The sequence below is a fragment of the Phytohabitans sp. LZ39 genome (genome assembly GCF_059359075.1).
This window is the reverse complement of the sequence record NZ_JCADBM010000009.1, coordinates 35,698-48,792: the sequence shown is the minus strand read 5'-3', so window position 1 is coordinate 48,792 and position 13,095 is coordinate 35,698. Positions and strand designations below refer to the sequence as shown.

The 13,095-nt window shown below is 67.3% G+C and carries 8 protein-coding genes; 6 read left to right on the top strand and 2 right to left on the bottom strand.

Annotation, left to right across the window (positions count from 1 at the left end; all coding sequences use genetic code 11):
- Positions 1–248 precede the first annotated feature (248 nt).
- From AC5L36_RS18765 to AC5L36_RS18745, 5 genes are all read left to right on the top strand, one after another.
- A complete protein-coding gene (locus AC5L36_RS18765; protein WP_441217811.1) occupies positions 249–1,907 on the top strand; it encodes a hypothetical protein in 1,659 nt (552 codons plus the stop codon).
- A 386-nt stretch (positions 1,908–2,293) separates the two neighbouring features.
- Positions 2,294–3,757, top strand: a complete 1,464-nt coding sequence (locus AC5L36_RS18760; protein WP_441217809.1) for a DUF6119 family protein — start codon at positions 2,294–2,296, stop codon at positions 3,755–3,757.
- A 416-nt stretch (positions 3,758–4,173) separates the two neighbouring features.
- Entirely contained in the window at positions 4,174–5,139 is a 966-nt protein-coding gene (locus AC5L36_RS18755) for a GlxA family transcriptional regulator (RefSeq protein WP_441217807.1), read from the top strand.
- Between the two features lie 63 nt (positions 5,140–5,202).
- Positions 5,203–6,210, top strand: coding sequence for a type I glyceraldehyde-3-phosphate dehydrogenase (gap, locus tag AC5L36_RS18750; RefSeq protein WP_441217805.1), 1,008 nt, complete (start codon positions 5,203–5,205; stop codon positions 6,208–6,210).
- A 62-nt stretch (positions 6,211–6,272) separates the two neighbouring features.
- The gene (locus tag AC5L36_RS18745; protein ID WP_441218228.1) at positions 6,273–6,824 is read left to right on the top strand and encodes a YciI family protein; all 552 of its coding nucleotides are present in this window, start codon (positions 6,273–6,275) and stop codon (positions 6,822–6,824) included.
- A gap of 765 nt (positions 6,825–7,589) precedes the next feature.
- Here AC5L36_RS18745 and AC5L36_RS18740 read toward each other — a convergent pair.
- Entirely contained in the window at positions 7,590–8,279 is a 690-nt protein-coding gene (locus AC5L36_RS18740; RefSeq protein WP_441217803.1) for a YqjF family protein, read from the bottom strand.
- Positions 8,280–8,303: 24 nt separating this feature from the next.
- Positions 8,304–8,777: a hypothetical protein gene (locus AC5L36_RS18735; RefSeq protein ID WP_441217801.1), complete on the bottom strand. Its 474-nt coding sequence runs from the start codon at positions 8,775–8,777 to the stop codon at positions 8,304–8,306.
- A gap of 578 nt (positions 8,778–9,355) precedes the next feature.
- Between AC5L36_RS18735 and AC5L36_RS18730 the strand changes: the two genes are divergently transcribed.
- The gene (locus tag AC5L36_RS18730) at positions 9,356–13,030 is read left to right on the top strand and encodes an nSTAND1 domain-containing NTPase (RefSeq protein ID WP_441217800.1); all 3,675 of its coding nucleotides are present in this window, start codon (positions 9,356–9,358) and stop codon (positions 13,028–13,030) included.
- The last annotated feature ends 65 nt before the right edge of the window (positions 13,031–13,095 follow it).

Here is a 13,095-nt window from a genome sequence, read left to right as displayed (position 1 = left end):
ACGCTTCCCAAGCACCGCAACGTACCTACGTCGTCGTGCTCCGAGCGCGGTCTGGCGCCCGGTTCAGGCCCGAGGAAGGTAGCGAGTTCTTCCTCCCGTCCGTGCCAGGCTCCCAAGGCACGGTCCGCTTCCGGCTGCGAACGCGTTGGGTTAACGCGGGTCACGAGGCGCCGCTCCCGCGGGAACTGTGGATCGAGGCTCGAGGTCCGGCACCGTCTCTTGACCAGGCGTCCTCGACCTTCGCGGCCGTGGCTCGCTACCTTGCCGCGCTGCTCGCCTTCACGGCCAATACGCAGGTAGGTATTCCTGAAACTCACCTGGCCTACGACGCGTCAGACGGAGTCACCCATCGCGACTTCCTTGAGGTGTTCGTTCCTGATGAGCGCGGCCACCCAGGCGAAGGACGCCTCGTCAGGACTGACGAGATCACGGCCGTCTTCGTCGGCATGGACACTGCCCCAGATGGCGCACGGATCTCGCGAGCCCTTCATCAATACAGCCTGGCGCTCCGGTACTGGTATTTCGGTGGCGAGTGGCTCGCCCTGGCCCACCTCTACATGGCTGTCGAGAACCTAACCAAGGCCGTAATCCGACGCCGATGCCAGGACGCCGGCATCGATGAGGAAGCACTCGCCGAGAGTCAGGCAATCGACACGAGCGACAGCTCAAAGTGGCCACATAGGCTAGAGGTTTGGGCGCGCCGAGAGATAATCTTCGACGGCAACGTCGCCGCATATAACCGAGCGCGAAACGCGAGCGATGGCGTTGAGCATGGGTTCATGGAAATGAACAAGGTATATGAGTATGCGCTCGCGACCACCGAGATCACCTTCGGTTACGTGCGACGAACCATGTTGCGGCTCGTGGGTATCGACCAGGCCGGTCAGCCCGACCTCTACGATCGCCCACCGCGCGACGTCCAATCGCTGCGCAAAATGATTCGTGGACAGTTCATTGGCGATGGCGCCGATCCTGCGCCCGCAGGCGAAGAGTACCCCTACCTCAAGTGGAACTCAAACGTCAAAACCATGACGCGGGACGGCGACAAGTTCTCGCTCTCGTTTGAGGAGAAATTCCGGGTCTATTGTGCCCCCTCGTATACCTTCACCGGACAAGCCTTTGAGGTCCGAGGACGGGCTGAGACAGGCAGCCCCATACGCCTCGATACTGTCATAGAGGTCACGAAGACACCGCCGACGTTGCCAACGTCGGAGGCATTCGACCTCATGCAGCGTGCAACCTCCTTCGCGAAAACGGTCGCAGCGCACGGTCAAACGTCTGGGATACCGCCCCTGTTGCTGAACGTCTTCGGTCTTTCGGCAGTACAGCTCTCGGTCTTCGAGGCGATCGAGGTCCTGCTCCGCCGCAATAGCCTTGCTGAAACACTCGTCCTGCTCCGCAATCTCATCACTGGGACGTGCCGGCTCCAAACTATTGCCAACGATCCGAATCCTATTGGAGTGGCCATCCGGCTCAAGCTCGATGCGCTGGAGCGACAAATTGCCCTCTACCCCACCGATGAGAACGTTGCACAACTCGTGGGTGGGAGGATCGCCGAGTATCGCAGGGCCGCAACAAAGCGAGGGATCGCCATTCCAGACTCCGTACCAGACATAACGAGCACAGAGTTCTACTGTGAGAGTGCCAACACCTTGCGGTTCACAGAAGAAGTCGCGCAGGGCGACGAGCTAGCAATCGCCCTACACACCAGGACGGAAGACGACGGTAGCCAAGGCATTCACACCACCCTGCCCGACGACAAGATGGTTCGCGGGATCGCCGCCGACTCTGCATCTGCTCTAGTGGTGTCATTTGTTTCACTGGCTATCGTTCTCGGCTGGTCCTTCGATCGCGATGTGGCGTCTGCCCTTGAGGCAGACGCTCAGCGCCTCGGCGCGGACGAGTAACGCTGAGACGACCGCCGGCGTCAAACAGCGGAGCCACAGGTCTCGTCTCTCGCCAAGCGCCGAGGCAGCCAAATCCCCAACTATCGTCTCGTCTATGCATGTCTCCTCAGGCCACCCGGCCGTGAGCGGCGACTAATCGTCCACGTGATAGCGGCTCCAGTTGGATGACGATCACGCCAAACGGGCCATGTATACCGGCTGATACCTCGTTGTACGGTACATGTCGCGATCGGTAAATCTTGAGCCTTGACGCCCTAAGCCTGTAGTCGTACCGTTACTGCACGTAATCAACGCACGTTCGGTCGAGAGGGAGTCGCAGGCCAGGTAGCCCGAAGAGGAGGGGCATAGAGGTGAAACTCAATATATTTTCGGTCCCATTATCGAATGTGCCCCGACTTGAAGAAAAGTTTGCCTCCGTCGGCCTCATGACCGTAAACGAAGGCGAGCAAAGTGGCTGGAAAACCGCCTTTTACTTTTCGAAGGACGAAGAGCCAAATCCCATCCCGTGGGTTGAGGAATACGCGGAGTTCTTCGGCAAGGGCACCTTCCGCAATCTCATCTATTTTGCGGCCTACGTATTCCACAAAGAAGACCGCTACTTTGTTCTCACATACGGCAAGAGTCACTTCTACGTCAGACCGCTCTGTGATCACGACTTTGGCATTGAGATGGCCAAGCGAATCGCCGACGAGAACGACATCAAACAAACCGCTTCCAAGAAGTTCGCCGGCAAGAAGAAAAAGGAAATCAAGAGCTATACGAGCAACACGCCGCTCAACATCGAGAGCGGCGAGTCGGTTGACTACTTGCGGGCAGCCATAGAGCTCGGCACCAGAGAATCGTTCGGCCAATCGGGAAAATTTGGCTCCTCGGTACTACTCAACGCCCCCATCACGAAGACAGACATCGGCGCGTTGCTCGACAAGATTGTGGCCCTTCTTGGTAAGGAGCCAAGATTTAAGCTTCCGCGCACCACGGTCATCGCAGACGAAGAACAGGTCAACGCTTACGACCAAGGGTTGGTAACCGCGATCACCGGCGACGGCGACACCACCGAGTTTACACACTCGGGCCACGATATTATCGGCGTCGACTTCGTCTTCTCCGGCAATGAACGCTATACCCTTTCGTGCCGCGGCCACAAGCAGAAAGCGCTCGGAGACGCGGAGCTGGATATTACGCTGCTGCGTGAGTACATCGCATCCGAGGATATTAAACCCGACGAAGTGCTCGACATCCGCGTGCGCATAGACAACGAGGGCCAGAAATCCTACTGGAAACCGCTTCGAGAGGCGCTTGATTTTATTGTCGCGGGCGAGAATGTCATGCTCTCTCAAGGCCGCTGGGTTCGCTTCAACGAAGACTACATCGATCAGCTAAATGAATACCTGGACGCCATTCCGGTCGAGGCCACCGAACCGGAGTTTCGCATCATCAGCATGGAAGAAGGGGATTTCAACACTTCAGAAGCCGCCAAAGGTCTTGGTTATGTGGTGGCAGATAAGGACTTCTCCAAGATTAAGACAAAGATGTCAACACCCATCGAGGCGTGGGACCTACACAAAGGCGCGACAGTTTACGCTGTCAAGTTCGGCACCGCACAGAATCTCGGCTACGTCTGCGACCAGGCCAACAATGTCCTTGAGATCATTCGAACCAATTCCAACCTGAAGAAGCTGAATCAGGAGTTCAAAACTTATTGCCTTTGGCTCGGCTTCAAGCTGAAGAAGCTCCCTACCGGAATTTCTGCATCCGGGTCGATCATCCTCAAGCAGAAGATCGAAGCGTGGGCGCGTAGGTGCCGAGATCTCGGGATCGAGCCGAGACTCAAGCTGTCCCTGCGTCAGTAGGCTTGGCCTGGCCGTACGGCCCCTATCAACGACCTCTCAACGGTGGTACCGCCCAACGCCGCTTCGGCGTAGCGTGCGCTTCACGCAACTCTCGCTAACGCCATACTGCTCCGCGAGGGCGCGAATCCGGGTCCCGGCCCTGAAGCGCTCGACCAACTCTTCTCGCTCCGCCTCGGTCAGCCGCCGGGTCATGCTCGGTTCGCCGGTACTGAAGACGCCAAGCTCGTCCGTCCGATCACCTGCTTCGATCCGCCGCGGTACGTCGATCATGGGACCAACGAGATCCTGGCAGTTCGAGTATCGCCGTAGGACCTCCACACATTCTCCCAGCTCACGGCCCCTTTCCTCAGTAATCAGGAAGGGGCCGCGCTGCTGCCCGGGTGACGGCCGACGCGGAAGATTTCTAGTGTGGGGTCGTGGCTGTCGGTCGTCTGCGTCGGGTCGCCGTCCTCGTGCTCGAGGGGGCGAAGCCGCTCGACGTGGGCATCCCGGCGCAGGTGTTCACGACGCGGGCGAGCATGCCGTACGAAGTGCGGGTGTGCGGGCCGGCGCCCGGCCTGGTGACCGGCGGTGACGGCCTTTCTTACCACGTCGCCGACGGCCTTGACGCGCTCGCATGGGCCGACATCGTCTTCATCCCGGGCTACCGCTTTCCGGACCGTGACGATCCCCCGCCGGTCGTGGTCGACGCGCTGATCGCCGCGCACGGGCGGGGCGCGCGGCTGGCCGCGATCTCGACGGGGGCGTTCGCGCTGGCCGCGACCGGTCTGCTCGACGGCCGGCGGGCCACCACGCATTGGCACTACACCCGGGCGCTCGCGGAAAAGCACCCGACCGTGCGGGTGGACGAAAATGTGCTGTTCGTCGACGAGGGCAGTGTGCTGACGTCGGCCGGCGCGGCCTCGGGCATCGACCTCTGCCTGCACATCTTGCGCGGTGATCTTGGGGTGGCCGCCTCCAACCACGCGGCCCGCCGGCTTGTCGCGGCACCGCACCGCAGCGGTGGCCAGGCGCAGTACGTGCCGCGCAGCGTGCCCGAGCCGCTCGGCGAACGGTTCGCGGTTACCCGCGAGTGGGCGCTGCACCGGCTCGACAAGCCCCTCACGCTCGAGACTCTCGCCCAGCACGCGGCGGTGTCGCCGCGCACGTTCTCCCGGCGGTTCGTCCAGGACACCGGGTACACGCCGATGCAGTGGGTCCTGCGCGCCCGCATCGACATGGCCCGCGAGCTGCTCGAACGGTCACAGCGCAGCGTCGAGCAGATCGCCGCCGACGTCGGGCTGGGCACCGCGGCCAACCTGCGGCTGCATTTCCGGCGCATCCTCGGCACCACCCCGAGCGAGTACCGCCGCACCTTCGCCCGCGGCAACCAGGTGGCGTGATCCTTGCGGACCGTGGCGCTCACGCCGCTGTCCCGGCCGGCCACGAAACCCGAATCTGGACTCATGACACGCATCGCCATCAACGGATTCGGCCGTATCGGCCGCAATGTGCTGCGCGCGCTGCTGGAACGCGACAGCAAGCTCGACGTCGTCGCCGTCAACGATCTCACCGAACCCGCCGCCCTCGCCCGCCTGCTCGCGTTCGACAGCACCGCCGGTCGGCTGGGCCGGCCGGTAACCGTCGACGGGGACGCCTTGGTGGTCGACGGTCGCCGCATCACGGTGCTCGCGCGGCGGGAACCGGCCGAGCTGCCCTGGGCGCGGCTCGGCGTCGACATCGTGCTCGAGGTGACCGGCCGCTTCACGTCGGCCGCCGCCGCCCGCGCCCACCTCACCGCGGGGGCGAAGAAGGTGCTGGTCGGCGCTCCCTCGGACGGGGCGGACGTCACGCTGGCCTACGGGGTCAACAACGACGCGTACGACCCGGCCGCGCACACGATCGTCTCGAACGCCTCCTGCACGACCAACGCGCTGGCGCCGCTGGCCGCGGTCCTCGACGAGCTCGCCGGCATCGAGCACGGCTTCATGACCACGGTGCACGCCTACACGCAGGAGCAGAACCTCCAGGACGGCCCGCACCGCGACGCCCGCCGCGCCCGCGCCGCCGCTGTCAACATCGCGCCGACCACGACCGGTGCCGCCAAGGCGATCGGCAAGGTGCTGCCCCGCCTCGACGGCAAGCTGTCCGGCGACTCGATCCGCGTACCGGTGCCGGTGGGCTCGATCGTCGAGCTCAACACGAGCGTCGCCCGGGACGTGACCCGCGACGAGGTGCTGACCGCGTACCGGGTGGCGGCGGACGGGCCGCTCACCGGCGTACTCGAGTACTCGGAGGATCCCCTGGTCTCCTCCGACATCGTCGGCAACCCGGCGTCGTCGATCTTCGACTCGGCCCTCACCCGGGTCGACGGCCGCCACGTCAAGGTCGTCGCCTGGTACGACAACGAATGGGGCTTCTCCAACCGTGTGATCGACACGCTCGAACTGCTCGCCGCCTCCCCGTTGGAGTAGCCGGCACGCCGCACGCCGAGGCGTTCCGCGTCGTGCCGGCCGTGGACGCCAGACTGCGGGGTATGGAGTTCTTCTGCTACCACCGTGACCGGTCCGACTCGATGGCGCTGCGCGAGGAGCTGTTGGAAGAGCATTGGTCCTACATGGACCGATACTCCGGACAGATGATCGCTCGCGGCCCCACTCTCGCCGGCGACGGTGAGACGGCCACCGGCAGCGTGCACATCGTCGACCTGCCCGATCCGGCCGCCGCGCGGGCGTTCGCGTTCGACGAGCCCAACTATCAGGCCGGTGTGTACCGGGATGTGCTGTTGCGCCGGTGGCGCAATGTGTTGGGCCGCGACATGTGGGACTTTCCTGGCGGCCGGACCGGTGGCGACCGATACCTGGTGCTCGGGCTGGGCGCGGGGCCGGCCGCTGACCTCGCGGTGCCGGCGGGCCGGGACGAGTTGATCGCGTACGGGCCGCTGCTGTCCGACGACGGCACCGTGTGGCTGGGCACCGCGGCACTCGTCCATGCGCCGGACCCGCACGAGGCGGGCGCTTTGCTGGCCCGGGACCGGTACGCCGACATCGAGGTGCACGCCTGGCGCTTTGGTGGCCGGCCGGCGTGATCCGCAGCATCGCCCAGGTCACGGCGACACCTTAGGAAACGTGCCCGGTGCGCGGCCGGCGCAGGCCGACACCGGCTCGCTGCTCAGCCCGATCACCCAGATCTACGGCACACTCGCCGGCGGCGGCCAGCCCGAGCAGGTGGTCCGGCAAGTGGTGACCGCGGTGGCGGGCATCCGCGCCGACGTCCTGGCCCACGTGGAGCGGATACCCATCGCCGGCGTGCGCGCCTGCGCCACCCGGCACGTCAACGAGTTCGCCGATCTCGAGCGGCTCGCGCCGGCCGCCGCGCGGGCGTGGGCACAGGACGCCACGACGTGCGTGACATTGATCGACACCCACCTGCGGGCGGCTCAGGTCCGGCCGCCGCAACCCGACCCGGTCGTGCCGCCCGACGACAAACCCACCGTCGACCTGCTCGGCCTGGCGGTGAACGTGGTCGGGCCGATTGCCATGACGGCTCGGTCGCACACCGGGCTCGGCAACGACGGTCTACGGCAGGCGCTGGTCGGCGCCAACAACACGGTGATCACGAAGATCGCGCCGTACTGCACCGAATGGCGACAGTACGAGGACGACTCGAACCTGTTCGAGCTGTGGTTCGTGCGAGCCGTGGCACTCGTGCGAGGAAACGCCCGTGACTCCACCCGTGGACAAGGATCGGGTCAGGTCCGAAGCGATGAAGTACACGAGCTGGGTCATCGCGCGCGCCGCGCTGTCCCTGCTCTGACCGTCGACGGCGGCCGAGCTGACCGTCGAGCCGATCGTCAGACCGGCCGCCACATTCCAATCTGGACGGTGACGCCGGTCGAGGCGAGCACGAGCGGCTCGTGGTCCGGCGTGGGCAGTCCCGCGGCCTGTACCACGTCCTGGTCGAGGTGCTCGACCTCGGCCCGGCGCAGGGGCCACGGCGGGTGCTCGGCGTTCGCGGCGACCATGCGCCCGGCGAGCCGGCTGTAGAGCCGGAATCGGGCGGTGAGGAAGTGGTCGAGCGGCCGGACGCCGGTCTCGGCCAGCTCCTCACCGACGCGCACCGAGACGTCGCACCGGGCGCCGGCAGTGCCCGGCCAGCGCCGGCGGGCGCGGTAGACCATGCGCGGTCCGACGACCTCGACGGCCATGCCGGACCAGAAATACGGCAGGCCATACGCCGCCCGGCCGGCAGACACCGCGGGCAGCCGGCCGGCGTCGAGCGAGAAGAACCAGATGCCACTGAGCCCGTCCGGCCCGCGGACGTAGGTGCGCACGTTGGTCTCCGGAAACCGGGACAGCCACGGGAGTGCGGGAACGCCGGGCAGGCGCACGCCCTCCATCCGGAACGGGACCAGGCCGATCCAGGCGGTGCCGTCGTGGGTCTCCACCGTCAGACCGGACGGCAGGAGTGCCTGCACCTGATCGGCGGGGTATCGCCAGTGCAGGAAGGTGAGATCGCGCCAGCTCTGGATCATCACCGCCATGGACCGAAGCCTACCCAGGCCGGCTCACCGGTCGACCGAGATGGTGGCCGTGGCGAGGCGGCCCTGATGCTCGGCGACGTCGCCGCAGATGGGACCCGAGCCCCCCGGCTTCGGCCCGTACAGCGCGATTTCGTGGCTACCTGGCTTGGCGGACCTGGGCACGTCCATCGCCATGAAGATCTGCGCGTGGTCCTGGTTGGCCGGAGCCGCGTACCGGAGAAGCTTGTGCGCCGTCGGGGCGCCGTCGAAGCGCAGCTCCGCCGCACCGCACAGCCGGCGGTTGCGAAACGCCAGCACGGTCAGCCGCTCGCCCGGTGCCGCCGACTCGGGCACGACAAGCTGGAGGTGTACCGGCGAGATCGTCTCGGCGGACGGCGGGGGCAGGGCGGGCCCCGCCGGCTGGGCCTCCGGCGATCGGTCGCCGCCGGTCGTGTGGACGGCCAGCAGGACCGCGCCGGTCGCCACGACGAGCGTCGCCTTCTCGGCGAGCTTTCGCATTCGGCGCCTGGTCGGCGAGGTGGACGATGGCTCGGGATCTCCACCAAATGTGATCACGTCGGGGTTCATCGCGGTCTCCTCGAAGGCAATGTGGAAGGAGGTCACTAATTGCTTTCGCAGCCCAATCGGCGACTACCGCGATAAGCGCGGGCCTGGCAGGATGAATCGCACATCCTGGATCGGGCTTGCGGCTCCCATGACATCTGTCCGATGTGGTGTCCGGCGATGTTCCCGGACGACTCGCGGACAGCGCGGCGCGGCTGGCCTGACCTGAGAGGGGTCGGCAGATGGACGCCCACGGTGCTGGCGAGGTGGCGAGCCACGCTGATCCCGTGCAGGATTTCGCCGAGCGATTACGCGAGTTGCAGATCAATTCCGGCGGACCCTCGGTGCGCGATCTGGTGAGACTTACCGATAAAGTCGGTTTGCCGTACACGCGAGGGACCATTCATGACAAGCTGACCGGTCGCTCGGCGGCTCCTTGGGAGTTCGTAGAGGCATTCGTCCGGGCCTGCGCTTTGCACGCCGGTGCGACCGGCGAGCCCGATCTACGACCATGGCGTGAATCGCATGCGCGAATGGTGCGCGAGTTGGCCGCGCTGCGGGCCGGGCGGCGCCGCACCGTCCGCACCGACGTGTGCCCGTATCGAGGGCTTGAGTCGTTCACCGCCGAGCACAGCGAGTGGTTTCACGGGCGCGACGCGGCGGTGCACGACGTGTTGGCCGCGCTGGCCGCCCACCCGCGCGGCGTCCTGCTGCTCGGCCCGTCCGGGGCCGGCAAGTCCTCGGTGCTCCAGGCGGGTGTCCTGCCCGCGCTGGCGGCGGGCCAATTGCCCGGCAGCGACCGGTGGATCAGGACGCTGGTCCGGCCCGGCAAAGATCTGCTGGCCGAGCTGCGCCGCGCGGGGCTCGACGACGTGGAGAGCCGACCGATCGGTGCGGCGGTCGCGGACCGGCTGGCCGGCGAGCCGTCCGCTTCCCGTGTCCTGCTGGTCGTCGACCAGTTCGAGGAGTTGTTGACGCCGGCGGTCGCCAACGAGGAAGACCCAAGCCACCAGCGGGCGATCGACGCGTTGGCGGCCGCGATCGGCACCCCCGGGCTGAGCGTGGTCCTGGCCCTGCGCGACGACTTCTACCCCCGGCTGGCCTCGCACGCGCCGGCGTTGCTGCTGGCCCTGAGCCCAGGCCTGTGCAACGTGTCGGCAAACCTCAACGTCCAGGACCTGCGCGACATCATCACGAGGCCGGCCGAGGCCGTGGGCCTCGACTGCCAGGAGGGTCTGCCCGAGCGGATCATCACGGACGTGCTGGCCGCCGACCTCCACGCCGAGCCGGCACGCCACGCCCCGGTCACGATGCTTCCGCTGCTGGAGCTCACCCTCCAGCAGCTGTGGCAGCGCCGCCACGAGGGTGCCCTGACGCACGAGGCGTACCAGCGGATCGGTGGCATCGCCGGGGCCCTGACCACCTGGTGCGACAGCGCCATCGCGGAGATGCCGACCGGGCGGCGGGCGATCGCCCGGCGGATCCTCACGGCGCTGGTCCGCCCCGCCGACACCGTCCACCACATCCCCGCGGTCCGGCAGCAAAAGTCCGTAGCGGCGCTGCGCCAGTTGGCCGGCACCGCGGCCCCGGCCGGCGGCGAGCCGTCCGAGCACGGCGTCGACGAGGTCCTGACCGTGTTGACCGATCACCGCATCGTGGTAACCCGTACGGCTGGGCGACCGGACGGCGCCGATGCCGTCCCGGTCGCCGAGCTCGTCCACGAGGCGCTCATCCGAGACTGGGCCACCCTGCGTGAGTGGGTCGCCCAGGACCATCGCTTCCACGACTGGCTGCGCCGCGCGGAGGAGCGGCACACCCGCTGGGCCGACCACCATGAGGCCGGCGATCTGCTGCACGGCAGCGACCTGGCCGAAGGCGTCGACTGGTCGCGACAGCGCCGGCTGCCGGCACACATCGCCAGCCTCCTGACCGCCAGCCGGCGATACCAACGAATCGGGATCCGCCGCATCCGCATCCTGGCCGCGGTGCTGGCCGCCCTGCTCGTCGTGGCCCTCGGCGCGACGGGGCTCGCGTTGCGGCAGCGGCAGAGCGCCCTCACCGCACAAGAGGTGGCCCTGTCCCGCCAGCTCGCCGCCCAGTCCACCGCCCTTTTCAGCTCCAACCCCGAGCTGGCGGGACTGCTGGCCGTCCAGGCCTACCGGACGAGTCCGACCAAGGAGGCCCTCGGCAGCATCTACAGCGCGGAGGCCTCCCCGCTCCTGCGGCTGCTGAGCACCGACGCAGACGTCGACGCACAGGGGTCCGTGGCATTCAGCCGGGACGGGCACCTCCTGGCCAGCGCCGCCGCCGACGGCACCGTCCGGCTGTGGAGCATGCCCGACGGGCAACTCCGCGCCACGCTGACCGGCCACACCGCGGGCGTGCCGTGGATGGCGTTCAGCCCGGACGGCAGCACCCTGGCCACAGCCGGCGAAGACCGCACGGCACGGCTGTGGGACCTGGCCGGGAAGCGGGAGCGGGCCACTCTCGAAGGTCACACCGAAGCGGTGTGGACAGTGGAGTTCAGCCCGGATGGTCGCACTTTGGCCACGGCCAGCGCAGACGGCACCCTGCGGCTATGGGATTTGGCCAGCACGCGGTCCCGCGCCACTCTGCGCGCCGACGCCCTTGACGTGTACACGATCGTGTTCAGTCCAGATGGGCGCACCCTCGCCGCCAGCAGCAACAACCCGAACGTGCGACTGTGGGACGTCGCCACCGGGCGACCGCGCGCCACCTTCGCCGGCCACAGCGACCACGTGTGGAACGTCGCGTTCAGCCCAGACGGACGCACGTTGGCCACCTCCAGCGAAGACCGCACGGTGCGTCTGTGGGATCTGACCAGCCGGCGACCGCGAGCCACTCTCCACGGCCACACCGCCGGGGTGCGGGCGGTGGCGTTCAGCCCGGACGGGCGCACTCTGGCCACCGGGAGCTTTGACCACACGGCCCTCCTGTGGGATGTCGCCACGCTGCGACCGCGCTCCACTCTCACCGGCCACACCGCCGACGTAAACGTCACGGACTTCAGCCCGGACGGCCGGATATTGGCAACGAGCGGCAGCGACGGCAGGCCCCGGCTGTGGGAGGTGGCCACCGGAGAGCCGCGGGGCACGCTACCCGGCACCGGCACCGGCGTGGCGGCATTCAGCCCCGACGGGCGCATGATCGCCGCCGCCAGCCTCAACGGCACCAGGCTCTGGGACCTGACCGTCGGCCAGCCTCGCGTCAGCTTCACCATCGGCGAGACCAACATGGGGACGGTGCAGATCGGCCCGGACGGGCACACCCTCGTCACCGGCAGCACGGACGGCAACGCCCAGCTGTGGGCCCCGACCGGTGGACCACCGCGGGCCACGCTGGCCGGACACACCGGCTGGGTCCCGGAGGTGGCGTTCAGCCCGGACGGAAAGACGCTGGCCACGGTGAGCCTCGACGGCACCGGGCGGTTGTGGGACCTGCCGAGTAGGCGCACACGCGCCGCCCTCCGCGGCCACACCGACGAGGTGTGGTCGGTGGCCTTCAGTCGAGACGGCCGCACCGTGGCGACTGGTGGCGCGGACAAGACCGTCCGGCTGTGGGAGGCCACCACCGGGCATCTGCGTGCCACGCTGCCTGGCCACGCCGACGGCGTGATATCGCTGGCGTTCAGTCCGGACGGCCGCACCCTTGCCACCGGCAGCGGCGATCGCACGGTCCGGCTGTGGGACCTGGCCAGCAGGCGGTACCGCACGCTCACCGGCCACGTTAGCGCCGTCGACGCGGTGGCGTTCAGCCCCGACGGCAAGACCCTCGCCAGCGGCAGTTGGGACGGCGTGCGCATGTGGGATGTCGCAAGTGGACAGGCCCGCCTGACTCTCACCGACCACACCCAGCAGGTGATGACGGTCGCGTTCAGCCCAGACGGCCGCACCTTGGCCAGTGGCGGTTACGACCGCACCGTCCGGCTGTGGGATGTGGCCACCGGGCTGGTCCGCGACGTCCTCGTCGGCCATTTCGCCAATGTGCTGTCCCTGTCGTTCAGCCCCGACGGGCGCACTCTCGCCTCGGGCAGCTGGATGGGCGAGGTGAAGCTCTGGGAGGTCGGGATGCCCACCGTCGCCGCCGCCATCGACAAGATTTGCCGGATGGCCAACCGCGACCTCACCCCGCGCGAGCGTTCCGTCTACCTCCCCGCGAACCAGTCATCCACGCCGATCTGCCCCTGACCGCGGCCGGCCAGGCGGGGCCGAGCCGCCGGCCGGGAGCGATGCCCGCGGGAAAGCACCCCAAG